At 51.3% G+C, this 23,953-nt stretch carries 21 protein-coding genes; 4 read left to right on the top strand and 17 right to left on the bottom strand.

All coding sequences use genetic code 11. The annotated features are described in order from the left end of the window. Positions 1-58: 58 nt before the first annotated feature. The 5 genes from M1D70_RS01925 to M1D70_RS01905 form a co-directional block, all read right to left on the bottom strand. Positions 59-946: a carbohydrate ABC transporter permease gene (locus tag M1D70_RS01925; RefSeq protein ID WP_009593928.1), complete on the bottom strand. Its 888-nt coding sequence runs from the start codon at positions 944-946 to the stop codon at positions 59-61. 10 nt (positions 947-956) lie between these two features. After that, positions 957-1,907, bottom strand: coding sequence for an ABC transporter permease (locus tag M1D70_RS01920; RefSeq protein WP_139084046.1), 951 nt, complete (start codon positions 1,905-1,907; stop codon positions 957-959). Between the two features lie 106 nt (positions 1,908-2,013). Then, on the bottom strand, positions 2,014-3,651 hold the full coding sequence (locus tag M1D70_RS01915; RefSeq protein WP_456288979.1) for an ABC transporter substrate-binding protein: 1,638 nt from the start codon (positions 3,649-3,651) through the stop codon (positions 2,014-2,016). Positions 3,652-3,855: 204 nt separating this feature from the next. After that, the gene (locus tag M1D70_RS01910) at positions 3,856-5,505 is read right to left on the bottom strand and encodes a sensor histidine kinase (protein WP_009593941.1); all 1,650 of its coding nucleotides are present in this window, start codon (positions 5,503-5,505) and stop codon (positions 3,856-3,858) included. After that, positions 5,474-6,229: a response regulator transcription factor gene (locus tag M1D70_RS01905; protein WP_009593917.1), complete on the bottom strand. Its 756-nt coding sequence runs from the start codon at positions 6,227-6,229 to the stop codon at positions 5,474-5,476. The genes M1D70_RS01910 and M1D70_RS01905 overlap by 32 nt, the downstream gene beginning before the upstream one ends. Before the next feature lie 304 nt (positions 6,230-6,533). Here M1D70_RS01905 and splB point away from each other — a divergent pair, with 304 nt between their 5' ends. Continuing rightward, positions 6,534-7,559 (top strand): spore photoproduct lyase, encoded by a 1,026-nt coding sequence (splB, locus tag M1D70_RS01900; protein ID WP_009593913.1) that lies wholly within the window; start codon positions 6,534-6,536, stop codon positions 7,557-7,559. Positions 7,560-7,662: 103 nt separating this feature from the next. On the opposite strand, the gene M1D70_RS01895 is transcribed toward splB, so the two are convergent. Together M1D70_RS01895 and M1D70_RS01890 are read right to left on the bottom strand one after the other, a co-directional pair. Beyond that, positions 7,663-9,681: a bifunctional diguanylate cyclase/phosphodiesterase gene (locus M1D70_RS01895; RefSeq protein ID WP_456288978.1), complete on the bottom strand. Its 2,019-nt coding sequence runs from the start codon at positions 9,679-9,681 to the stop codon at positions 7,663-7,665. Between the two features lie 388 nt (positions 9,682-10,069). Then, positions 10,070-10,408: a winged helix-turn-helix transcriptional regulator gene (locus M1D70_RS01890; RefSeq protein WP_009593955.1), complete on the bottom strand. Its 339-nt coding sequence runs from the start codon at positions 10,406-10,408 to the stop codon at positions 10,070-10,072. A 203-nt stretch (positions 10,409-10,611) separates the two neighbouring features. Between M1D70_RS01890 and M1D70_RS01885 the strand changes: the two genes are divergently transcribed. Next, the gene (locus M1D70_RS01885; RefSeq protein WP_036664794.1) at positions 10,612-11,205 is read left to right on the top strand and encodes an NAD(P)H oxidoreductase; all 594 of its coding nucleotides are present in this window, start codon (positions 10,612-10,614) and stop codon (positions 11,203-11,205) included. 270 nt (positions 11,206-11,475) lie between these two features. Further along, positions 11,476-11,889, top strand: coding sequence for a DUF2500 domain-containing protein (locus M1D70_RS01880; RefSeq protein ID WP_456288977.1), 414 nt, complete (start codon positions 11,476-11,478; stop codon positions 11,887-11,889). 144 nt (positions 11,890-12,033) lie between these two features. On the opposite strand, the gene M1D70_RS01875 is transcribed toward M1D70_RS01880, so the two are convergent. The 7 genes from M1D70_RS01875 to M1D70_RS01845 all read right to left on the bottom strand — a co-directional run bounded on the left by M1D70_RS01875 (position 12,034) and on the right by M1D70_RS01845 (position 19,340). Continuing rightward, positions 12,034-12,453: an OsmC family protein gene (locus tag M1D70_RS01875; protein ID WP_456288976.1), complete on the bottom strand. Its 420-nt coding sequence runs from the start codon at positions 12,451-12,453 to the stop codon at positions 12,034-12,036. A 43-nt stretch (positions 12,454-12,496) separates the two neighbouring features. Next, positions 12,497-13,483: an ABC transporter ATP-binding protein gene (locus tag M1D70_RS01870; protein WP_456288975.1), complete on the bottom strand. Its 987-nt coding sequence runs from the start codon at positions 13,481-13,483 to the stop codon at positions 12,497-12,499. After that, positions 13,467-14,489 (bottom strand): ABC transporter ATP-binding protein, encoded by a 1,023-nt coding sequence (locus M1D70_RS01865; RefSeq protein ID WP_456288974.1) that lies wholly within the window; start codon positions 14,487-14,489, stop codon positions 13,467-13,469. Before M1D70_RS01865 ends, M1D70_RS01870 begins: the two co-directional genes overlap by 17 nt. A gap of 22 nt (positions 14,490-14,511) precedes the next feature. Then, on the bottom strand, positions 14,512-15,417 hold the full coding sequence (locus M1D70_RS01860; protein ID WP_456288973.1) for an ABC transporter permease: 906 nt from the start codon (positions 15,415-15,417) through the stop codon (positions 14,512-14,514). A gap of 15 nt (positions 15,418-15,432) precedes the next feature. Further along, positions 15,433-16,383 (bottom strand): ABC transporter permease, encoded by a 951-nt coding sequence (locus M1D70_RS01855; RefSeq protein WP_009593921.1) that lies wholly within the window; start codon positions 16,381-16,383, stop codon positions 15,433-15,435. Positions 16,384-16,482: 99 nt separating this feature from the next. After that, positions 16,483-18,081 (bottom strand): ABC transporter substrate-binding protein, encoded by a 1,599-nt coding sequence (locus tag M1D70_RS01850; protein ID WP_433938090.1) that lies wholly within the window; start codon positions 18,079-18,081, stop codon positions 16,483-16,485. Between the two features lie 311 nt (positions 18,082-18,392). Then, the gene (locus M1D70_RS01845) at positions 18,393-19,340 is read right to left on the bottom strand and encodes a phosphotransferase enzyme family protein (protein ID WP_456288972.1); all 948 of its coding nucleotides are present in this window, start codon (positions 19,338-19,340) and stop codon (positions 18,393-18,395) included. A gap of 246 nt (positions 19,341-19,586) precedes the next feature. Between M1D70_RS01845 and M1D70_RS01840 the strand changes: the two genes are divergently transcribed. Further along, positions 19,587-20,210 carry a TetR/AcrR family transcriptional regulator gene (locus M1D70_RS01840; protein WP_456288971.1) on the top strand — a complete coding sequence of 208 codons (624 nt, stop codon included), beginning with the start codon at positions 19,587-19,589 and terminating at the stop codon, positions 20,208-20,210. A gap of 77 nt (positions 20,211-20,287) precedes the next feature. Here the strand turns inward: M1D70_RS01840 and M1D70_RS01835 are convergent, their stop codons facing one another. Genes M1D70_RS01835 through M1D70_RS01825 form a run of 3 tightly spaced genes read right to left on the bottom strand, consistent with a single transcriptional unit; the run spans position 20,288 to position 23,931 of the window. Continuing rightward, the gene (locus M1D70_RS01835) at positions 20,288-21,427 is read right to left on the bottom strand and encodes a toxic anion resistance protein (protein ID WP_456288970.1); all 1,140 of its coding nucleotides are present in this window, start codon (positions 21,425-21,427) and stop codon (positions 20,288-20,290) included. A 56-nt stretch (positions 21,428-21,483) separates the two neighbouring features. Beyond that, entirely contained in the window at positions 21,484-23,172 is a 1,689-nt protein-coding gene (locus M1D70_RS01830; RefSeq protein ID WP_090910250.1) for a vWA domain-containing protein, read from the bottom strand. Positions 23,173-23,187: 15 nt separating this feature from the next. After that, entirely contained in the window at positions 23,188-23,931 is a 744-nt protein-coding gene (locus M1D70_RS01825; protein ID WP_456288969.1) for a hypothetical protein, read from the bottom strand. Between the last annotated feature and the right edge of the window lie 22 nt (positions 23,932-23,953).

Genomic DNA, 23,953 nt, shown 5'->3' with positions numbered 1-23,953 from the left:
GCCGATACTTGACGTGCCGACTCAAGTTGGAACACACGAAAGAGGCGGATCAGGCCATCTATTCCTTCACGGCTCCCAGAACGATTCCGTGAATTAAGTAACGCTGCAGAAACGGATAGATCAGCAGAATCGGAATCATGGAAACCAGAATTTTGGCAGAGTTCAGGGTCGTATTGGAAATTTTATTGAACTGCTGCAGCTGCTCGACCGAGAGATTCTGCATCTGGTCCCGCGTCAGACTGAGCTGCTGCAGATAGGTCTGAAGCGGTATTTTTTCGCTATCATTGATCAGAATGATCCCGTCAAAAAAGTTGTTCCAGTGACCGACGATGACAAACAGGGTAATGGTTGCCAAACTGGGCATGGAGATCGGGATAAAGATTTTGAGCAGGATTTTCAGCGGACCGGCACCGTCAATGAATGCGGCCTCCTCCAGCTCCTTCGGAATGCCCTTGAAGAAGTTCATCAGGAGAATGACGTTGAAGACAGGAACCGCTCCCGGCAGAACCAGCGCCCAAATGCTGTTGATCAACCCCAGCTTGCTGATCACCATATACCAGGGAACGATCCCGCCGCTGAAGAGCATCGTAAACACGATAATCCACATGTATTTGTTTCTCGATCGGAACTGCGTAACGCTCCGCGACAACGGATACGCCATGAGGATGGTCAGAATCATGTTGATCGCACCCCCAAGCAGCACCCGTTCCACGGATATAAGGAACGCCTTCCAAAACTTCATGTCATTCAGTATCTGCCCGTAGGATGAGAAGTTCAGCTCTACCGGAATGAAGTAGACCCGGCCGGCATTCACAGCCGTGCTGCTGCTGACGGACACCATAATCGTATTAACGATGGGAGCCAGCGACAGAAATGTGATCAGGACGAGCGCGAGCATAATCATCAGGCGGGATAGCCTTGAGCCCAGCGTTTTGGATTGAATCATGCTAACCCTCCTAGAAAATCCTGTACCCCGCATACCTCGAGGCCAGCCTGTAGGATATAACGATCAGAATAAAGCTGATGACCGATTTCATCAGACCGATCGCCGTTGCGAACGAATACTGCATATTGATCAGACCCATACGATACACAAATGTATCGATAATATCACCCGTCTCATAGACCAGCGGATTATACAAGTTGAACACCTGGTCAAATCCCGCATTCAGCACATTGCCGAGACTCAGCGTGCCCAGCAGGATGATCGTCGGAAACATGCCCGGGAGTGTGATATTCAGGGTCTGCTTCCAGCGGCTTGCGCCGTCCATTGCGGCGGATTCATACAGAGCCGGATTTATCGCCGTCAACGCAGCCAGATACACAATCGTCCCGTAGCCGAATTCCTTCCAGGTATCCGTCACGATGAGCAGCGGCCTGAACCAGTCGTTGCTTGCCAGAAACATGATCCGCTCCAGCCCTAGAAACTCAAGGAAATTGTTAATCATGCCGTCAAAGGAAAAGATCATGGTCAGCATCGTGCCCAGAACCACCCACGACATAAAATGCGGCAAATACACAATGGTTTGTATCGTGCTTTTGAAGAGCTTCAGACGCACCTCATTAAGCAGCAGGGCGAATATGATCGGCACAATCAATCCGAGAACAATCTTTCCGACCGCGATGACCAGCGTATTCACAAAAATCTGCTTGGCATCCGGCAGCTGAAACATATACGTGAAATTGTCGAGCCCTGCCCATGCGGAGCCGAGTATCCCTTTCGCGGGGATGAACTTCTGAAAAGCCATGACTACCCCGAACATCGGCACAATCGAGAAAATAAACAGCATCGCCATACCGGGCAGCAGCATCGCATGATAGGTCATTTCGTCAAAGGTTCTTCGTTTCTTTTTCCTCCGGTATCGTACTTCCCGCTCTGGATTGACGGTTGTTTCCACTTGCCCCATCGTTCGCTCCACCTCCATCACGTCCCTGTCAGGACAAGCCTTATCGAATAAAAAAGCCCGCGCGGATGACCAACAATAGCCCTCCGCGCCAAGGCTCACGCTTTCCTTATCTGCTGCTCATCTGGTTGACCTCTTCTGTAATTTCATCGCCGCCGGTACGCTTCCAGGTGTCCACGAACTTATCGAATTCATCTACGGGGGCTTGGCCCATGATGATTTTCAATATGGTCTCCTCTTCGAGCTTTTGGAGGTTCGCCCACTTCAGCTTCATCGTCTCGGTGGTTCCATAGAAGCCGGCAGGAATTACCTCCAGATTCGGATTGTTCGCTTCGCGCTGACCCTCGATACGGGAGAGATATTCGCCATAGGTGTTCACATCGACGTCATTGCCTTTCTCCTTAAACTCCTGATACGCCTTGAAAGATACCACCCGGTCCTCCTGAACGGCCGAAGCATCCCCGGATTGATCCGCCTTCATCAGATCGTCGTAATAACGCTTCAACACGTCATCATAATCCACTTGCATCGGAATTTGCGTCGGATCATTGTTCCAACGGCTGGCATCGGTCAGCATCTCGTCCGGATGCTCTTTTTTGTAGTTGATGGCATCATCCGTTAAGGAGTACAGGAAATCCGTTGTCAGATTGACCGACTTCATGATTGCTTCGGGATGGGCAAAATTCTTCTTCACCACAACGATGCCCCCGCCCACCGGATCCTGACGAATCGTCTTGAATTTGCCGTTCTCGTCTACCGGTGCCGATACGGCTACCCAGACAGCATCAGGATCTTGCTTGATCGAGTCCTTGTAGTTGGTGTAGCCGATCCACCATGGGTTAAACAGCATGCCTACCTGTCCGTTGATCACAAGCGCTTCCTTCTCTTCATTCGACCGGACGGCGAACTGTTTATCAATCAGACCTTCCTTGTACATGGCGCTTAGCTCCGTCAGCGCCTGCTTCATCTCGGGCTGGACCGATCCATATACGACCTGACCGTCCTTCTCGATCCAATTCATCGGAAAGGCCCCATGCGCAGCGAATACCGGCGTAAAGTTCATGGCATTGGAATCCATCACCATTCCGACCGTTTTGCCTGTTCCCGAGGCGTCCTTTTCCACGAACGTTCTGGCGAGGTTCCATACGTCCTCAACGGATTCCGGCATCTTCGCGCCGACTTTATCCACCCAGTCCTTCCGAACCCACAGCAGCTGGTGCTGGTTGCCGATATTCGTCATCGGAAGGCCCATGATTTTACCGTCGACCTTCACCTGGTTCAGCAGCAAGTCACCATAGGAAGCGTAGATATTCTTGACCCCGTCGGATGCGGTCTTCTCGTACACCTCCGTCATATCGGCAATCAGATCATTATCCACCAGCTGGTTGAAAATATCGCGGCTGACCAGCATAACGTCCGGCAGATCGCCCGTTGTCATCGATAGCGACAGCTTCTGATCCATATCGTCCGTCTCCCAAGCCACCTTGGCTTTTACGTTCACCCGATCCTCCACGTAACGAGTAGCCAAATTGTCCTCAATCGTATCGCCTGGTGGCAGGTTGTTCACATGATTGGTATTCCGGCCGATCGTAAATTCCACCGGTGTCTCATATTTCCCGTACGGCTCATAATCCTGCTCTGAAATTTCCGGCTGCGCGTTATCGCTCTTGCCCCCGCCGCAGCCGCTGACTACGGCCAGCATCATGCAGCCGAGCAGCAGAGAAGCGATCTTTCTGCGTTTGTTCATCCTGTCATCCCCTTTATCTCGTTTTGGTTGATAACCAAATTGTATGCGGTTTCAAAACTGGCGTATATGCAACATTTTTTGGATATGTATCACTTTTTTCATGACCTCCTTTTTCTCCACTTCAAACCACAAAAAAAGCGGCTGCCTCAGCACAGCACACCGCTTTCATTACCAATGCTATGGATGGAATAACGAATGCACTGTTCAGGAGGCTGGAATGACCATCGATACCTCTGTTCCACTGCCTGACTCGCTATGGATATCGAGTCCATAATCCTGCCCGTAGCACAGCTTAATCCGGTCATTCACGTTTCGAACGCCGCAGCCGCCGCTCTCTCCGGCCAGCAGCCTCGCCGCCTGCTCGGGTGTCATGCCCACCCCGTTGTCGCTAACGAATAGTTTAATACCCCCTTCGATCCGGCTGACCCCAATGTGGATTTGGTAATCGGCCCCTCTGGCCTCCACAAATCCGTGCTTGATGGCATTCTCCACAATCGGCTGCAGAATAAAATGGATGATCTCGGTATGTAATACTCCCTCATCGATATGGTAATCAACGTCAAACCGGCCATCATTCATAATAAGCTGCAAATCCAGGTAAGCCTTGATGTGCTGCACCTCATCCTTGATCGTTGCCATATGCCTCCCCTGATTCAGCGTCGTTCTATAGAACCGAGCCAATGCCGATACCATGTAACTCGTTTCGATATCCGCCTTCTTCTCGGCCCTCCACCGGATAAAGGAGAGGGTGTTGTATAGGAAATGCGGATTAATCTGATTGATCAGCTTGTTATATTCGCTTTCCCTCTTGGCGATTTCCGCTTGATACACCTGGGAGATGAGGCTGTTGATCCGTTTCAGCATTTTGCCGATGCCGTTGGTCAGCTCACCGAATTCATCCTTGGACGAGCTTTGGATAATGACATCCAGATTGTTCTGCTCCACCTTGTCTACCTTGTTCTTAATATGAATAATTCTGCGTGTGAAATTGTTGGAAATCACATAAATGAGCAGGAAGGTAATGATCAAGCTGAGGATAATGACAAACAACGTAATTTGAAAAATACCGAGCGCATTAGCGTACGCATTCGTATTCAGCAAATGATAGTGAACCATCCAGCCATTGTTAGCGAGTGATCGGCTTAGGCTCAGTCCGCTCGACTCCCCGCCCTCCAAACCGGCAGATGCATCCGGCGCCTTGCTTTCCTTGAATATCACCCGCTGCTCAGCATCCTTGATCTGAACCGCCACATGCTCCGACAGCTTGTCCAGGTCTGCAAAGATGCTGTCGTGCTGAATGGAAATGACCATGAAATTGCTGTCCTTCGGATTGCTGATCAGTTCCTGAACGAGATAAAGTTTCTCCCCGTCCACGATCCAGCGCCTGCCCCGAAATCCGTCATACCAAGACTTGCTCTTAAGATCCCCGATCGGCAAAATATTGTCGCGAATCCCCAGCAGCTCACCGGATGTATAAAAGGTAATCGCCTCAATATTCTCGTCCATCAGCCTGATGTTCGAGATCAACGGCTCCAGGATGTCTCGGAAATCCAAGTACATGTTAAAATAGTTCTCTTCGTAATCCTTAATGAAAATTTGGGATAAATCCCGATTCAGCACCATGAATTCGCTCAGCGTATTGTACCGGTTAATCTTGTAATCCATAATGTTCGCCACCTGCTCCAGGCTAGCCTCGGCCTCGCTCCGCAGTTCCTTCATCTGAATGCGGTAGGACTGAATGAAGGAGAGCAGCCCGAGCAGAAGAATGGGAATGAGTGCAATCACCAAGTGGGACAGCAGCAGCTTGTTGCGGAACCTGATATCATTGAACTTGTTCTTGATCCACCCGATCATGGGGCACCCCGCACTCTCTGTACTGTATCGGACTCACGCCGAACTTGCTTTTGAACAGCTTGGCAAAATAGGAATGGTTATCGATGCCAACGGCTACAGCGATATCATTGACCTTCATATTGGAATTCTGGAGCAGATGGCTTGCCCGCCGCAAGCGGTAATCGGTCAAATACTTCGAGAAGTTCTCGCCGGTCTCTTTCTTGAACAAAATACTCAAATACCCCGGGGACAGATATACATCGTGAGCTGCATCCGACAACGAGATGTCCCGCTGGTAATGATCCTTCACATAATCCTTGACCTGAACGATAACCTTGGATTCCAACGACTCCTGCTGGTAGTCCCCTCCATAAGGGCTGATCTGGGTAATGTCCTCCATCACCTCCAGAAACTCCTCCCTGACTAACGGCTTCAGCAAGTAATTCACCACGCCCAGCCGGATGGCACTGCGGGCATATTCAAATTCATCATAACCGCTGCAGATGACAATCTTTAGATCCTGCTGAACCTTTCGCGCTAGTTTGCTTAGCTCCAGTCCATCCATCAGAGGCATTTTGACGTCGGTGATGAGGATATCAATTGCATTGTCCACCAGAATCCGCTCCGCGCTCATTCCGTTCTCGGCTTCCATTACTTGAAATGGGAAGCGGTACTGAGAGATCAAATCCTTAATGCCTTCTCTTTGAACAGACTCATCGTCAACAACAAGAACATTAAACATCATGAAATCTCCTTTGCATATGAAAAGTATGGGAACTTCACAGGAAGATATAGGTTGTTATAATTGGTATGGCTGTTATGTCGTAGTATATCATAGAAATCGGAAAGGGCTTTCATCTTGAACTTGTCAACATTCACTATTAACGTCCTTTTAATTTCATACTTTACTGTTTTCATAATGCGCGGGACTGACCTCTATTCTGATGGGGAGTTTCGGCTGACCTTCAAGGAAGCACGATGCATGATCAACCCGACCATTGCCCATCCTATAATCCATATACTTAAATTTTTGCAGGGAGGAAGATTCGTTGGAGCGTTTTGACCCGGAACTCGTCTTTTTTGAGCCGGATGCGTTGGAGTATCCGCTTGGGAAGAAGCTGCAAGCATGGTTTGAGGAATTAGGCACACCCATCAAAATGACCACCTCCCATAATCGGGTAACCGGCATTCCGGGGGAGACCGAAACCGAAAAATACCGAAACGCCAAACGCACCCTAGTCGTTGGGATTAGGAAGACCTTGGATTTCGATACGTCGAAGCCTTCTGCGGAGTATGCCATCCCGTTGACCACGGGATGTGCAGGACATTGTCATTACTGCTACCTGCAAACCACCATGAGCTCGAAGCCTTATGTCCGGATTTATGTCAACCTGGATGAAATTCTGGACCGAGCGAAGCAGTACATCGCTGAGCGGTCGCCCGAAAACACCCGGTTCGAGGCCGCTTGTACCGGCGATCCCGTATCTCTGGAGCATTTGACCGGGGCACTGGCCTATTACATTGAATTTATGGCCAAGCAGGAACATGGCCGACTGCGATTCGTAACGAAATTCGCCAACATCGATTCCCTGCTGAATATCCATCATGGCGGCCATACCAGGGTACGCTTCTCCATCAATTCCGATTATGTGATCCGTTATTTCGAGCCGGGTACCTCTTCCTTCGAAGAACGCATTGAAGCCGCAGGGAAAATTGCCGAAGCCGGATATCCGTTAGGTTTCATCATTGCCCCGATTGTCAAATATGACGGATGGCAGGAAGGATACTGGCATTTATTAGAGAAGCTCCATGAGCGATTGAGCCATGTGGAGGTTAAGGATCTGACATTTGAGCTCATTCAGCACCGGTTTACCAAAACGGCCAAAAACACCATTTTGAAACGGTACCCCAAAACCAAGCTGGACATGGATGAGGAGGACCGGCAGTTAAAATGGGGAAGGTATGGAAAATTCAAATATGTCTATAAAGCCGAAACCGTCGAGGAGTTTCAGCAGCTGTTCGAAAAGGGAATCAAAGAATATTTCCCGCGCGCGGAAATTGCCTATTTCGTCTAAAATACCCGGGAAAGCCAGTCATTTGGCGTACCCGAAAACAACATAACGGACACCTCGCGGTGCCCGTTATTCTTATGGACCATATATATTCGTATCCGCTCTTTCATCGAAGGGCCGCGAACTCTTCGGCCTTGTGATCTTGGTCGTACATCCAGACCTCAATCTCATGGATATCCATCGGCTTTCCGTAATAGTACCCCTGCATGACATGACACCCGAGCCCTGTCAAAAAGTCGATATGCTCCTTATTCTCCACGCCTTCGGCGATCACGTCCAGATTCAGCTTTTCCGCCATAAGAACGACGGCGTTGACGATGGCACGCTTGCTGGGCGTGTCCAAATCATTGGTGAACTGGCGGTCCAGCTTCAGGGCATCAATCGGAATCCGGTCCAAGAGCCCAATCGAGGAATAGCCGGTTCCGAAATCATCCATGGAGACCTTAACCCCTAAGGATCGGATATTCCCAAGCTGACGGATGATATCGTTCACATCGTGCAGCACCATGGACTCCGTAATCTCCAGCTCTAACAACCGCGGCTCCAAATCCGCCTGGCGCAGCACGTTTTGAATCAGCTCCAGCAGATTGTCGCCATGAAATAAACGGACCGATAGATTCACCGAGACCGGCTGGACAATCCCGCTATCCTGCCACACCCTGCACTGCTTGCATGCTTCTTCAAGCGTCCATCGGGTCATCGGAATAATCAGTCCCGTCTCTTCCGCTATCGGAATGAATTCCTGCGGGGAAATCACGCCGAGCCTCGGATGCCTCCAGCGGAGCAGCGCCTCGAATCCGACCAAGCGATCGCTTTGCACATTCCATTTCGGCTGATACACGATGAAGAACTCCTTCATCTCCAGCGCTCTTTGCAGGTCCTTTTCCAATTCCATCTTGCGAACCTCTTGAAGACCCATCTCCTCGTCATAAAGGCATTGCTGATTCTTGCCGAGCCCCTTCGCTTTATACATGGCGGTGTCGGCATTCTTCAGCAGCGTCGTACGATCCGAGCTATGGACGGAACCGATGCTGATGCCGATGCTAACCGTCACATACAGCTCGTTGCCGTCGATATGGTACACCTTTTTAATTTGTTGGAGTATATCATCGGCTAAGCGTTGGGCATAATTCGGGTCGCTTTGCTTCAAAATAACCAGAAATTCGTCGCCCCCGATTCGGAACACCTGCTGGCCGCTTCGAATGAATTGACGCAGCCGCTTGCCCACTTCCTGGACCAGCAAATCCCCGACATTATGACCCAGCGTATCGTTGATGGCCTTAAATTGGTCCAGATCCAGAAACAGGATCGTAATCTGATCCGTTTCGGCATTCGTCCTGAAGAACCGATTCATCTCATTGCGGTTGGGCAATCCCGTGATCGTATCCTGATAGGCCAGCTTTTCCAGCACATGCCGGTCAAAGAACATCGCGCCCCAGGAAATCAACAGAATAGCAAAAATCGCGACCGTCACGCAGTACAAGAGGAAGAAATCCAGAGACTGCGGCTGATGTGTCATCATGCCGGCATGTGCTTCAAAGCGCGCCGCCTTCATCCCTGTATAATGCATCCCGCACACGGCGAATCCCATCACAACCGCCGAGCCCCATTTGAGAAAGCTGGACTTGGAATGGTTGCGAAAACGAAGAAACAATAATAAGGCCGCATAGGAGGCCGCCAGTGCAATGACGGCGGACAAGATCCAAAATACGAGATCGTAACGGATGTCGGCGTGAACGACCATGGCTTCCATTCCTATGTAATGCATCGTCACGATGCCGCTTCCCATAACGAAACCGCCAATGGCGATTTTGGACCAGTTGATATCCTTGGGCATGGTGATATAAAACGCGATGAACGAGGAAATCACACTGGCCAGCATCGACATGATGGTCAGAAAGGCATCGTACTTCACGTTCATATTCATGTGCATCGCCAGCATGCCGACAAAATGCATGGACCAAATGCCGCTTCCCATGACCATGGCTCCCCCGAATAGCCAAAAAAACTTGGATTTGCCGTTCGCGTCCGAAATTTTGGACGTAATATTCAAAGCCGAGTATGAAGCAAGTATAGCGATCGCAATTGAAAGCCCAACAATATACAAGTTATAATTGCCGTCCATCTGAGCTGTGCACACTCCTTTTGTGAGTAATCCTTAGGTCCTATGAAATTCATACGTTACCCGAGAGACAAACGTTTCTATTAATTCAAGGATGGCTTTCCCTGCATACCCAAAGTGATAATTCTTATGGTTACGGCCCGCCCGGTCCTGAGTCTTCTACCTATTATATCTTTAGTAACTATTCAATTTCTCGACAAGCTCCGTTTTGGCCGAAACTTTCGGAACCTGCATGAGTCCAAAGGACTATATATTCCACAATATCCCTGCCTTTCCTTCTAACCGATTTAAAATAATGGAACGCAGAACGGACATTTCGGCCGGAAGGATATCGTGAAAAACAAAAAAACTGCCGACTCATTCCCTCAGGTCGGCAGCTTTTATCATGTCTTCATGGAGCACTTACCTTCGTTTCTCCATTCATATACTTCTCGCCCCACTCACAGATTTGATCCAGGATGGGCTGCAGTGAAACGCCCAATTCGCTCAGCTCGTACACGACCTTCGGCGGAACTTGATTAAAGACCGTTCGCGTAATAATCCCATCCTCCTCCAGCTCCCGAAGGGTCTGGGTTAACATCTTCTGCGTAATATCCGGCATCTCTTTCTTAATTTCACTCGTACGCTTGGGCCCATAACTAAGGTGGCACAACACAACGATCTTCCACTTGCCGCCGATCACCTCCATGGTGGCTTCGGACGGAATATGGTATTGCCGGTCACGATTCATAAGATCCTCTCACCTCCCGGACGAAAAATTCATGCGACTATGAAGGGCACTTTTGGGTGCTAATAGCACCTTAAGGTACCTATAGAACAAATAAGTGCGTACTTCCTTCCAGCCATTATATGATACATAATCCCCTTATACCAGTACTGTAAGAAAACAAAGCACATTCAACACATTATAGAAGAAAGCGAAGGTGATTCATGATGAAAGTACTGACCGTTGTCACTCATCCCAGAGTGAACTCCTTTACATTTGCTGTCACGGAGCGATTTGTGCAGGGGCTTCAAGATGCCGGACATGAGACGGAGGTTCTGGATCTTCACCGCATCGGTTTCGATCCGGTTCTGTGGGAGGCGGACGAACCCGATTGGTCTGATGCTGGCAAGGTTTTTTCCGCTGAGGTTGAAAACGAGATCGCGCGAATGAAACAGCATGACGCGCTGGCCTATATTTTCCCGGTATGGTGGTACGGGGTTCCGGCTATGCTGAAGGGGTATATCGACCGTGTCTGGAATCACGGCTTCGCGTATGGCGGCGGTTCCAAGCTCCATCACAAGAAGGCGTTATGGATCGCATTGGCAGGCGCGTCGGAGGACCATTTTGCCAAGCGGAGCTATGATACAATGCTGTCCCATTCCCTCAACGTCGGCATGGCCAACTATTCCGGAATCGAAGATTCCCGAGTGGAATTCTTCTATGATACGTTAGAGGGCAGACCGGAGCACATGGAGAGCCTGCTGGAGCGGGCATACCAGTTGGGGCTGCATTATGCGGGTTCGGGAGTACATGTGAAGTAAAGATCCCATAGTGGAGCTAGAGCTTTGTTCATACAATAAAAATAAATCGGCCTCGCTCTTGAGGCCGATTTTTATTTACCGCAGCTTCGAATCGTTCGCTCTCACGTCATTGGTACGTCAATAAGGAACGGCGGAATCCAGGTTGGCCTTAACCGTTGGTCATTACTTGCTCGTAACATCCATTGCCCCAACCAAAATTTGAAACATTTTAGTCATTTTTACCGTACATATAATTAATGTAAAAATAACGGAACAGGAGGAGTGCCGTCGATGATGCCCCAAGGAATGTCTTTTGGCGGAGGTTTTGATTTTATGTTTACGCTGGTTCCCATTCTGATCGGGATTGTATTCGTGATTGTGATCGTGGGCTTCATCTCCAACGGTGCCCGCTATGTTAAGAATGCCAAATCCCCGCGTACTTCCGAGTTTGCCCGGGTGGTCTCCAAACGGATGGATGTCCGCCATCATACCAATCACCACAACAGCGATAACGGAATGATGCACGCCAATCATTCATCCCGTACGTATTATTACATCACCCTCGAATTTGATAATGGAGAACGAAACGAGTATCTTGACGTCAAGAATCTGTACGGTCTTGTCGTGGAGGGAGATACGGGCTATGCCGCCATCCAGGGCGACTGGATCGTCGCGTTTGAGCGGAATATGCAGCCGCAGTCGTAACGGGACGCGGTCACAGTAAAAATGAAGACGCATCGTATATTCGCCCGGTCCCTAAAGAACAGAAGAGCCTTAGTCCGCGATCAAACCCGAACTAAGGTTCTTCTTGTTGAATCGACTTGAAATGTTAATATTTCATCTGATCCATTACGCATTGCTGCTCGTTTCGATAGGCTCATTCACTTCGATCAGTTCAACGACGGCCTCGCTTTTCAGCGTATTGCCGATCGTGCATGCACGCTCTACGACGGATTTCAGCTTCTCCTTGTAGGCAGGCTCCAGCGTTGGCGGCAGCGAGACAAGGACGTTGAAATGCGAGAACTTATTGCTTTTATCCTCTGCTTTTACTGATGACACTTCGATATGAATGGAAGACTTATCATATTCCACGCCGTCGTAAGCCATTATTTTTTGAATCGAGATGGATACGCACAGCGCCAGGGACGCTTCCAGCAGCTCTCTCGGAGACAAGCCGCCCTCCAAATTCGGCCCGTGGTTTCCTGCAATCTGAAACCCCGCCTCATTGAATATCCGATCCTGGCCTTCTACGATTTGCAACGTTGTCATGGTCCTTCTCTCCTTTGGGTTGGGGTTGGCGAACTTATCTGTTCTAGTCAACAAGATGACAGGCGACCTTATGGCCCAGCCGCACTTCTCTTACAGCCGGTATGTCTGTTCTGCATACATCGGTTGCATAGGGACAGCGCGTGTGGAAAACACAGCCGCTCGGCGGCGATATCGGGGACGGGATTTCCCCCCGCAACACGATCCGTTCCTTTAATCGGCTGCGGTTGAAATCGGGTACGGCCGAGAACAGCGCCTTCGTATAGGGATGCAGCGGCTCATGGAACAAATCGTCCGTCAAAGCCTCTTCCATTATTTTTCCGAGATACATAATGCCGATCCGATCCGAAATATACCGAACCACGCTGATATCATGCGTTATAAATAATAGCGTTAGTTTCATTTCGCGCTGCAGGCGCTTGAGCATGTTCAGAATTTGCGACTGGATGGACACGTCCAGGGCGGAGACCGGCTCGTCGCACACGATGATTTTCGGATTCATGATCAGCGCGCGCGCCAAGCCCAGCCGCTGGCGTTGACCGCCCGAGAATTCATGGGGAAAGCGAAAGGCATGCTCCGGCTGCAAGCCGACGGTTTTCAGGATTTGGAACACGGTTTCCTGACGCTCCGCCTTGTCCCCCATTTTATGAATGATCAAGGGCTCCTCCAGCATCCGGCCGATTCGTTTCCTCGGATTGAGCGAAGAGAACGGATCTTGAAAAACAAGCTGCACATCCTTGCGGAAATTCCGCATTTCCTCCCTCGTCATGGCCGACAATTCCCGATCCCGATACAGAACCTGCCCTTGGCTCGCCGGCGTTAATCCGAGGATGGTACGTCCCGTGGTGCTTTTCCCGGAGCCTGATTCGCCGACCAGACCGTAGGTTTCTCCCTCGTTCAATTGCAGGGAAACGTCCGAGACCGCGTTGACGTATGCTTTGGCGCCCCCTAATTTGCCGAATGATCCATACACCGGAAACTGCTTGTGAAGGGAGCTTACCTTTAAAATCGAATGATCAGCTGCTTGTTCCAACGGCTGTCTCCCTCCCTTCCGGCTTGTTTAGGGCCTCATAATGCCAGCACTTCACTCGATGGTCCGTTTGGGCCGTTTGCATCGGGGGCTCGGAGGTACGGCACAGCTCGTCGGCATAAGGACACCGCGTTGAGAAGCCGCAGCCCTGCGGAATATCCGTCAGGGACGGCACCGTTCCCTCAATGACGTAAAGCTCATCTTCCCTGTCCCCTTCCAGCTTGGGGATGGATTGGATCAGCCCCTGGGTATAAGGATGCAGCGGCGTTTGGAACAGCTGTTCCGTGGGAGCTTCCTCCACGATCTGCCCCAAGTACATCACCTTCACGCCCGTGCAAATTTCCGAGACCACGCCCAGATCATGCGTAATGAACAGCACGCCCATGCCCATTTTGCGGTTCAAGTCGGCGATCAATTCCAAAATCTGCGCCTGAATCGTCACATCGAGCGCGGTTGTCGGCTCATCCGCGATCAACAGGTTCGGCTCGCAGGAGAGCGCCATGGCAATCATCGCCCGCTGCTGCATCCCCCCCGACAGCTGATGGGGATATTCGTTAACCCTGATTTCGGGCGAAGGAATGCCCGTCATCCGCAAAATTTCGATGGCTTGCTGATGGGCTTCCTTCTTGGACTTCTTCTGATGAAGGCGTATGGCTTCTCCGATTTGATTTCCAATCGTATAGACAGGGCTCAGGGAGGTTAGCGGGTCCTGAAATATCATGGATATTTGATCTCCCCGGATCGCCCGTAATTTGGAATGCGGGAGGGACAGCAGGTTCTGATTCTCGAATATGACCTCTCCCTCGTACTCGATCGCATCCGTATGATCCAGCAATCTCATGATGGATTGGGACATCACGCTTTTTCCGCTGCCGGACTCTCCGACGATACCGATGATGTCACCAGTATTCATGGAAAAGCTGACCCCGTTCACCGCTGTCACTTTTCCGCGCTCGGTATGAAAATGCGTTTTAAGATTTTTCACTTCCAATAGAGGCTCTTTATTCATGGAAACACCTCCAGCCTTATATTCATCGCTTTCTAAACTTTTGCTTCACGCGAGGGTCCAGCAAATCGCGCAGCCCGTCTCCCAGCAAATTCAAGCTGAGGACGGACAGAACGAGCGTGGCCCCGGGAAATACGACCATCCACCATGCCTTGTAAATAACAAGCTTGCTTGCCTGCAAAATGTTCCCCCAGCTGGCTTCGGGCGCAGGAATGCCCGCACCGAGAAAGCTTAAAGCCGCCTCCGAGATAATCGCTTCGGCAAATACGAATGTCGCCTGTACCAATAGAGGAGACAGTACATTCGGCACGATGTGCTGCCATATAATGCGCGTGGAGCTGGCCCCCTGGACATGCATCGCCTCGATGTAGGTTTGCTCGCGCACCACCAGTGCTGCCGAGCGGACGACTCGGGCAATATTCGGCGTGAACACGATCGTCAGCGCAATGATAACGTTCAAAGCGGATGCGCCGAGCGCGGCCATTAAGGCAATGGCAAGCAAGATTCCCGGAATCGCAATCAACCCGTCGCAAATGCGCATGAGAATATGGTCCAACGTCTTGTAATACGTCGCATAGACGCCGATCACGAGTCCCAGAGCGGAGGACAGCAGCGCAACCGCCAGTCCGACGCTAATCGATACCCTGGCCCCGTAGAGAAGCCGGGTTAACAAATCCCGTCCGAATTCGTCGGTACCCAGCCAATGCTCGGTCCCGGGCGGCGTTAAACGGTCCACAACCTTCATGTCGTACGGACCGTAGTTCGTGAAGAGCGGTCCGATCAGCGCCAGAATCACCAATACAACAAAGATGGTCGCTCCGATCAAAAGCCCGTAGTTGGACTTCAGGCGGCGATATCCTAAGGCTCGCTGTTCTTTTTTCAGCTTTTTGCTGACTTGAGCGACATATTCCTTTTCCTGAACTGTAGCCATCCCGTTACACCTCTTTTATTTGCGATCCAATCGAACGCGCGGATCCACCGCGCCGTATAGCAAGTCGATGATCAAGTTGATGGTGACGTACATCAGCGTGACGACGAGCACCACCCCTTGGATCACCGCAAAGTCCCTTCTGGCAATGGAATTCAAGATCAATTGACCCAGACCGGGAATGTTAAATATGGCCTCCACGACCACCGCTCCCGTCACCAACGTGCCGAAGGTTTGTCCAATGACGGTCAGAATGGGCAGAAACGCGCTCCGAAACGCATGTTTGAACAGCACCTTCATTTCATGCAGGCCTTTTGATCGGGCTGTCTTGATGAAATTCAAATTCAGCACTTCCAGCATGGACGAACGGGTCATCCGCGTAATCAGGGCCGCCTGTATGGTTCCAAGGGAAATGCCGGGAAGAATCAGATATTTCATATGTTCCCATAGCCCGCTGCTCAGCGGTTCATATCCAGCGACCGGCAGCCACTGCAGCTTGACGCCCACGAACAGCATAAGGAACAATCCCAGCAAGAAACTGGGCAAGGCCATGCCCAGCAAGGATATCCCCATCAACGTATAATCGGCGATGGATCCTCGCTTGTAAGCGGCGATAATCCCGAAGGGAATCGCGAGCAGGATCGCGATGACCTGTGCCAGAATGGCCAGCGATAGCGTGGGGGTAATATGCTCCGCAATGGCTTCGCTGACCGGCTGTTTCATGAAGATCGAATCCCCCAGGTCCCCCTTGAACAGGTTGGCCACCCAGCTCGTATATTGTTCGAGTATCGGACGGTCCAGTCCAAGGTCCTGATTCAGCTGCTGTATTTCCTCCTCCGACGCCTCCATGCCCAAGATGGCCGCCGCCGGATTCCCCGGCGTTATGTGGATGATCAGAAAAATAGCGATGGTGACGACGGCCAGTACGGGAATCAGCGACAAAAGTCTTTTCGTAATATAAGCCAGCACGGCAAATCCCTCATTTGTACATGGTCTATGAATCCAATTTCAAAAAAGGAAGGTGTTATCGAAGTTACTCCGGTAACTTGTAACACCCTCCTTACATGCTTACTTCGCTACTTTGGCATTCCAAACCACCGGTGCTTCGAACAGCTCGAACCCTTCAAGCTTCTTCGTTGTGGCGACGACGCCATTATAATGGCCGATCACGGTGGAGGAAGCAAATTCGTACAGGAAGCCCTGCAGCTTCTCCCATTCCTGCTTGGCGGCTTCCGGCGTGGCTGCGCCGCGAATATCGATCAGCGCCTGCTTGACGGTTTCGTTGTCGAGTCCGGCCCAATCCGGATTAACGGCCAGCAGCTGCGGCGGGGTAAGCTGATAGCCCGTGCTGGCAACAAAGATGTCCCACTTGGAACGGTCGTTCTTCGTTTCCAGGAACGTCGGGAAATCGAAGTTCTCCACTTTTACGTTCATGCCGATCTGACGAAGCTGCTCCTGAATGACCAACGTGGCCGTGTACATCTCGTTATAATCCTTGGTCGTCAGCAGCGTGATTTCTTCGCCGTTATACCCGGCTTCTTGCAGCAGCTGCTTGGCCTTCTCGGGATTGGACTGGTTGTAATACTCCGCACCGGCTTCGGTCGACCATTGGACTTGATTCGTATTCAGGTAACCCGGCGCTAAAGAGTACAAATCCGGTTTGGCAAAGCTCGCCAACATGATCTCCTCATTATTGAACGCGGCGAGAATGGCCTGGCGAATCTTCACGTCCTTTAACAATCCCTCGCTGGTATTGAAAAATGCCGTCAGGGCACCGCCAGGGAACGAGAGCAGGTTGATGTTGTTGTCGGCAGCCAGCTCATCATAGCTTTCGATCGGAATGCTGTCCGCCACATCGTACTGGCCGGTCTTCACGCCTGCAATGCGCGTGGAGTGGTCCGTCACGAAATGGAAGTACAGGTCTTTGGCGGGAGCTTCTTTTCGCCCGTCAAATCCGCTTGGCTCCGCATCCGACACCTGCTGATAATCGTCGTTTCGCACCAAATGGATGTACTGATCCTGCTTCCATTCCTGGAATTTATAAGGTCCTGTACCGATGTACTCCTTGATTCCGTCAGCCGGCGCTGCATCCACGATCTCTTTCGGCATGATCGAAGGGAACTGCGCTTGCGATGCAATAAGAATCAACACGTCCGACGTAGGCGTCTCTACGGTCAGCTTCACGGTATACGTGTCGACGGCTTCGAATTTGGCATTCGTCAGCAGCACCTTCGCCCGGGACGAAGTCACCAGCCAGCGGTTCATCGAGGCTACAACATCCTCGGACGTCATCTCTTTCCCGTTGTGGAACTTCACGCCTTGGCGAAGGGCGAACGTATACGTTAAACCATCCTCGCTTCGTTCGACCGACTCTGCCAGAGCCGGTACGGGCTCATAGTTTGCATTCAGCGTGTAGAGCTGCTCGAAGATATTGCCGGCCGTATCGAGCGCAACCGCCGATACCGTCAAGGCCGTATCCAACGTTGGCGGCTGAGCCGTAAGCGCGATGTTCAGCTCGTCTTTGTACTCTTGCTGTTCGGCTTGCTTCTCGCTTCCTTTGTCTTCAGCTGCGCCCTCTGCCGCCGGATCGGAGCCGTTGCCGCATGCCGCGATCAACAGCATCAGCACGATCGACGATAAGAGTAAACCTAACTTTCTGGCTTTCATTGTAATCCCCCCATGTAGTAGACATATGCATATAAAATGTATGCATCATGCTCTGTCAAAAACTCGTAAAACGAACGCACCCCTAAAATCTAAGTTATCTGGTAGGTTTAATAAGCTATGCACATACTAATAGATTCGCTATGCGCTGTCAATGCAATAATTGATCGCACTAGAATTAATTTCCTATTGGCGAAAATTAATAGATCTGAGTTGCAAGGACTTCGTTCCTCCCCATAGCCTTAACCGTCGCAGCCAGCCTTCCCCCGAAATATAAAAAAGCCTTGGTCCGTCTTTCGAACCAAGGCTCTTTATTAAAGTGGCAGATCGCTTTGCAAAATCTTTTCCCTGCGCCCTTTCATATACCACTGTCCCCAGGGATGAAGTTTATCGAAATTTCCGCGGCAGGCATGGAACAGCTTCATATACCGCCCCATTTCTCTCAGCTTCATGAAATAGGGGATCTCCCGAAGCCACTCCTCCTCCAGGCGATGCTCCACACGGTATCCTTCCAGGAAAGGGATCAGGAACTTACCGCTGTCCGGATCGGCCCCTTCGGTCAAACCCGAGAAGAAGGCGGCGACCGCTATATCATCCACGAACCATGAATAACGGCTCGCATCGAAATCAATCAGGCACAACGCATCCCCCTGGACAAAAAAATTGCCGTAATGAAAATCGGCATGAATCAATCCGTAAGTCTCCCTAGAAACAGGGAGCTTCGATATATACTGGCACAAGGCTTGATAACGAGAGGCAATCCCCTTTTCGGATGGCGGAAAATCGAGATGTCGAACCTTCTCTGCCTCATACGACCAATCCGGCCGGCTTGTGGAGGGGTCCTGATGGATATACGCTTGGGTGATACGATGCATGCCCCCCATGAATCGGCCCATTCGCCTGTATAAATCCTCGCCGGCTTCGTTCTCCCCAACCGGACGCCCCTTGGCTTCCTCGTAACAGACCGCCGTATATTCACGGTCCTCCATCCGGATTCGCTCCGCAAGGTTCCCGGCTGCCGAATGGAGCGGCCTCGAAACGCAAACGCCCTTACTCCCAAGATACTCCACCCACTGCACCTCGCCGGCAATCTTCGCATAGGGTTTGTGGGACTCGTCGGTCAAGCGCACATACACGATCTTCTCGTCCCTTCGATAAGAACGGACAAGGCTGTGTTCGGAAAAATGCGTCTGGAGTCTATTCCGCTCCAAGAGTCCGAACCTGCTTGCAGCCGCGGCCATAAGCTCGCTCCGACGTTCCAATTGCAGCGCCTCCCTTCAAGCCGGATGATATTGATATCAATGATGAATGATTTCTGCAAATTTATAAGCGGCTCCTGCATGCAAAGCCCGGTCCTCATGAATATTCCATTGAAATAACACCATCTAACAGCGGTCCTTGTGCGGGCCGCTTTTTCAGCCGATGTATACGCTCTTGTTGTCGTCAAAAGGGCGGGAGGATATAATACGGGTAAAATAAAATCGTTTTGCAAGAAAGAGGGCCTTATTATGAATCCCCAAACCCGAAACGCCCGAACCCAAATCATCATCGAAGCAGCCGAGCGCGTATTTACACATAAAGGCATTGAAAAAGCCACCATGCAGGATGTAGCCACCGAGGCTGCCATGGGCGTAGCTACCGTTTTTCGTTTTTTTCCCCGCAAAGAGAAACTCGTCGTTGCCGTTGCCACGAAAATGCTGGAGACCGTTCTCGAGACCTTCCGCTCCATCGCGGAACAGCCGGTTTCCTGTATGGAGAAGCTGGAGCTGCTGTTCGACCACTTCATTTCCCTGCTGGAGCAACAGACCAGCTCGAACGTGAAGCTGCTCGAGAACTTCGAGAGCTATGCGGCTCAGTTTACAGAGCCTCTTGAGGACATCGAGCTGTTTAACGCCGTCTACCGGGATATATCCCAGGTATTCTCGACCATCGTGGAGCAGGGCATCGAGGATGGATCGGTTCAAGCCGATCTTCCGATTGCCGAGACGCTGACCACCATCGTGAATACGTTCGGCATTTTTGCCAGAAAGCTGTCCCTCCAGAAAAACATTCTGGTGGTCGAGCCGGACCTCGCACCGGAGAAGCAGCTGGCGATTCTCAAGCACATTCTGCTTAATTATTTGCGGGCATAAGGGAGTTGGAGCCAAGTAAAAAGAGTGCGCAGCATCACGACTGCTCACTCTTTTCTTGTTGGTATCCCTGGCTTCTCCTACAGGCCCAGCTTCTGCCCCCGCTCCAGGCGCTGGATCTGCTGCTCGCCCGTGACCGCCAGCTCGCTGAACTGATGGATCGTCTCGCGCATCCGCGGGAGAGCCTCCTGCTTGTAAGTGCTGATGGAATCAAGCGCTGACAGCACATCCGTGAACGCTTGCTTCAAGGTATCAACGGAAATACTCGTTTCCAGCGATTGCTTATGAATCGCCGCACCTTGATCCTTCAGCATTTTGGAGGTGGCGCTGATCAGGTTGTTGGTGGTTTCGTTCAGCAGCTCGATTTTCTTCAAGACAATCTTCTGGTTGTACAGGGCACTTGCCACCGTGACCGATATTTTCAGCGCCGTTACCGTTACGTTTCTCGCCCGATCCACACCACGGATTAACTCCTTGTTGTTCCGAATGACGACTTCAATCGCCATAATTCCCTGCTGGTTTACGACCAGCATCTGCTGCAGGTCCATCACGCGCTGGCGCAGCGGGAACAGCACCTCTTCGGTAATAAACCGGATTTTATCCTCCGACTCCTGCCGTATTTTGGCCGCCTCGACCTGGGATTCGATCTCTGCATCCATGAGCATGCCCAGCTGAATTTCCTTTTGCAGCTTTTTGGTGAGCTCGCGGAGGGTTTGCTGTTCAATCTCCAGCGTGGTGTTGTCGTTCTTTAATACGGTTTTTCCTTTATCCAGAGAAATGATGATGTCCGAGATGACGGCATCCGCCTTTTGGAACTTGGCAAAATATCGGCGCAGCGGGTTAAACACCATGCCCAGCAGCCCGCTCTTCGCAAAATCCACAACGCTCGGATCCAGATCCTTCAGCTGCAGCTGCAGCTCCGTTAACCCTTTGGCCACTTGACCGCCTTCGTCCCCGGTTTTCGATAATCTCCCCACCTGAACCTGCAGGAGCGCGTTCTTCTCCGAGGAGGATCTCATCGTGCTGATGCCAAAGCTTTCAATGGATTGCAGCACCTGTCTTCGCTTCTCGAGCGATTCAATATCCAGCTCCATGATGGCCTGCACATTGTTAGCCGCCAGCTCCTTCAGCTGCGTGACTTCTTCCGGCTCAGGCTTCACCTGCTCCTCGATCGCCGTCTTGATCTCTTCGGGACGAATGACTTCCATCGTAAATGACAATATAACCCCTCCTACAAGTTTCTGATAAACCAGATTCACATCGTTATGAAAAATTGCTACATCTGCACATTCAGCAGCTGGCCGATTTTGTATACGACATCATCGGTATCGGCGTTGATGCTGGCAGCTTCATTGATGCTGGAAATGCTTTGGAGCGCCTGAATGTCGGCATTATAGCCAATCGTATACACCGGGATTTTGAAGGCTTGGATCAGTCCGCGGATATCGTCTAGGGAATGCCCGACGTTCGTCTCCCCGTCACTCAGCACAAAAATCAGGGGTTTCACGTCTGGATTTGCCGCCATCTCGTCCTGCAGCATCTTCATCGCCACGACGATGCCGTCAAAGGTTGCGGTATTCCCGCTGGCCTCTAGGCTGTTGATCGCACCGACAAACATCGACTGCTGATTCAAATCGTACTTGCCGATCGGAAGGTTGATCGTAACGTCCGTGGAATACGATACGAAACCGATGCTGTTGTCCCGGCCCAGATATTTCTGTCCCGTCAACAGCGATTCCTTGAGACGGTTTAACGGCTCGCCGTCCATGCTCCCCGATACGTCCGCCACGAACACGGCCGCTACCGGCTTGTTGCCGTCCTTCTTCTCCTTCCACAGCTTCTGGGCGGACGGCAGCAGGCTGCTGTCAACGACCTCGAGCTCGGATTGGTAATCATTAAGACCGTTGAACCCTTTTTTGTCGGCCATCTGCTGGTATTTGTCCTGCTCAACAAATTCCGCGAATTTCTTGATGATGTCCAGCTTCTCCTTCGGCAATTTCCCGAGCGCGTACAAAGGGCTGTCATGCCTTACCCCAAACGGGGTAAAGACGTAACCGCTTTTCATATCCGCCGCGTTGACAAAGGTCTGATACTCCAGGACAAAGGCATCCAGCATGCCGGACTTCGCCGCATCGCGCATCTGGATCGTGGTGGAAGCCGTGAAAGGAACGTTCGCTTGGAATTTCTCGAAGCCCTGTACCGCCTTCTCACCCAGTATGTCGTTGCTGTCGAACGTTTCAAGGGCCGTGATCAGGAAGTTGAGGCCCGTGGAGCTGGCAAAAGGATCCGTGTACCCCATCGCCAATTCATTATTCGCTATCGCATCCGTCAGCGTCTTGACGTTCAAGGAGCCGTACTTCTCCACCAGCTCGTCGTATTTGGCTTTCCGGGTGACGACGCCGGTGACGTTCCCCGTCAGGCGCTTGGATACCAGCTCGGCTTTGACGCCGTATTCCTTGACCATCTCCCCCCACAGCTCATTGGAAGGCGTAAAAGCGTCCGGCACGTACTTCCCGGATGTTATGTAATCGGTTGCGGTTCCCGAAGCGATATTGCGGATCTTCACGGATACCGGCTTGCCGTTCACTACCGGCTTGGATTTGTTGAATTCCTCTGCCACTTCGTTCAGCCATCCGTCAATGCCCGGTCCCGCCTTCTCCGGCGAGGAGAAAATCTCCACGTACAAGTCCGTCGTATTCTCGACCGAGATCGGGAACTTCGATATATCGGGCAGGGAATCCGCGACGGCCACCGGGTCGAGATCGACTTGGCCTTTGATGGGATCGGCTGTCGTGACAGTAATATCCTTGTAGATTTTGTTGATCTTTTTAGCCGCGCCTTCCGAATCGACCTCGGCTTGGCTTTTGCCCAGATTGGAGGTCAATGTGATCCCCGCGTACACTAGAACAAACACGACCACTGCAATGGCCACTAATACGACAAAGGCACTCCCCTTGCTTCGCATAATCATCTCCCTCTCTTATTGCTTGTATAATTTGGTTTGCTTGATTAACGCATCGATTTCCTTCATGCACGGCATATCCTCCACATCCCGGTAATCGGTGCTGCCGAGCAAAGAGATCTCCAGCAGCAGCTGATCAAGCTTGAGCATGATTTCCTCGTTCGCCTCCAGATAACCGGTCACGTAAGCCAAGTACTCTTGGTATAACGCCGTTTTTTTCTGCGCCACCTTGCTGGACAGCTGGGAGGCTTTCGGCTGATCCGCCATGCGGGCGAAATCGGATGCGGCGAAGACGCCAAGCTTGTTCAGTATCCCTCGGATATTGAGGTAGAACAGCTTCTCGACTTCATCGATGACACCCATGAATTTCCTGTAACTGAGCTCCGTTGGCTGAAAACGCTGACCCAGAACGCCCAGCAGCGCGTTTCTCTTCTTCTCGATTCGCTCCAATTGATCCAGGGCAAGAGCGATATCATCCTTCAGCACTTTTACGTTGCGGTAATGGTGGAGCGCCTCTATGTAATCCTCGCGGGTCTGAATCGTTTGGATCGGTTTTGCAGCCGGAGACTTGAACAACAAAACATAACTTCCATAAAAGAGTGCAAGAATACTGACGACCCATACGGTGATGACCAGTGCAGACTGGAAAGCGTTATCGCCGCCGACTTGAAAGCCGAGCAGCCCGGGCGAAACCAGGACAATATTCACGATCGCGATAACCGCCATTAGCAGGAACAGCTTCGCGGACTTCGAGCCATTCAAGAATTAACACCTCCCCTGCTCC

The organism is Paenibacillus sp. AK002, from assembly GCF_053903045.1.
Note: the sequence above shows the minus strand (reverse complement) of the source record. Positions and strands in the feature narration are given on the sequence as shown.

Excerpts from the sequence above, each read along its gene's own strand:
- M1D70_RS01910 (WP_009593941.1), bottom strand. The coding sequence starts at position 5,505 with ATGATCGGGTGGATCAAGAACAAGTTCAATGATATCAGGTTCCGCAAC.
- M1D70_RS01895 (WP_456288978.1), bottom strand. The coding sequence starts at position 9,681 with ATGGACGGCAATTATAACTTGTATATTGTTGGGCTTTCAATTGCGATC.
- M1D70_RS01850 (WP_433938090.1), bottom strand. The coding sequence starts at position 18,081 with ATGAAAGCCAGAAAGTTAGGTTTACTCTTATCGTCGATCGTGCTGATG.
- M1D70_RS01875 (WP_456288976.1), bottom strand. The coding sequence starts at position 12,453 with ATGACAACGTTGCAAATCGTAGAAGGCCAGGATCGGATATTCAATGAG.
- M1D70_RS01915 (WP_456288979.1), bottom strand. The coding sequence starts at position 3,651 with ATGAACAAACGCAGAAAGATCGCTTCTCTGCTGCTCGGCTGCATGATG.
- M1D70_RS01880 (WP_456288977.1), top strand. The coding sequence starts at position 11,476 with ATGATGCCCCAAGGAATGTCTTTTGGCGGAGGTTTTGATTTTATGTTT.
- M1D70_RS01925 (WP_009593928.1), bottom strand. The coding sequence starts at position 946 with ATGATTCAATCCAAAACGCTGGGCTCAAGGCTATCCCGCCTGATGATT.
- M1D70_RS01890 (WP_009593955.1), bottom strand. The coding sequence starts at position 10,408 with ATGAATCGTGACCGGCAATACCATATTCCGTCCGAAGCCACCATGGAG.
- M1D70_RS01830 (WP_090910250.1), bottom strand. The coding sequence starts at position 23,172 with ATGCGAAGCAAGGGGAGTGCCTTTGTCGTATTAGTGGCCATTGCAGTG.
- M1D70_RS01920 (WP_139084046.1), bottom strand. The coding sequence starts at position 1,907 with ATGGGGCAAGTGGAAACAACCGTCAATCCAGAGCGGGAAGTACGATAC.
- M1D70_RS01885 (WP_036664794.1), top strand. The coding sequence starts at position 10,612 with ATGAAAGTACTGACCGTTGTCACTCATCCCAGAGTGAACTCCTTTACA.
- M1D70_RS01860 (WP_456288973.1), bottom strand. The coding sequence starts at position 15,417 with ATGGCTACAGTTCAGGAAAAGGAATATGTCGCTCAAGTCAGCAAAAAG.
- M1D70_RS01865 (WP_456288974.1), bottom strand. The coding sequence starts at position 14,489 with ATGAATAAAGAGCCTCTATTGGAAGTGAAAAATCTTAAAACGCATTTT.
- M1D70_RS01905 (WP_009593917.1), bottom strand. The coding sequence starts at position 6,229 with ATGATGTTTAATGTTCTTGTTGTTGACGATGAGTCTGTTCAAAGAGAA.
- M1D70_RS01840 (WP_456288971.1), top strand. The coding sequence starts at position 19,587 with ATGAATCCCCAAACCCGAAACGCCCGAACCCAAATCATCATCGAAGCA.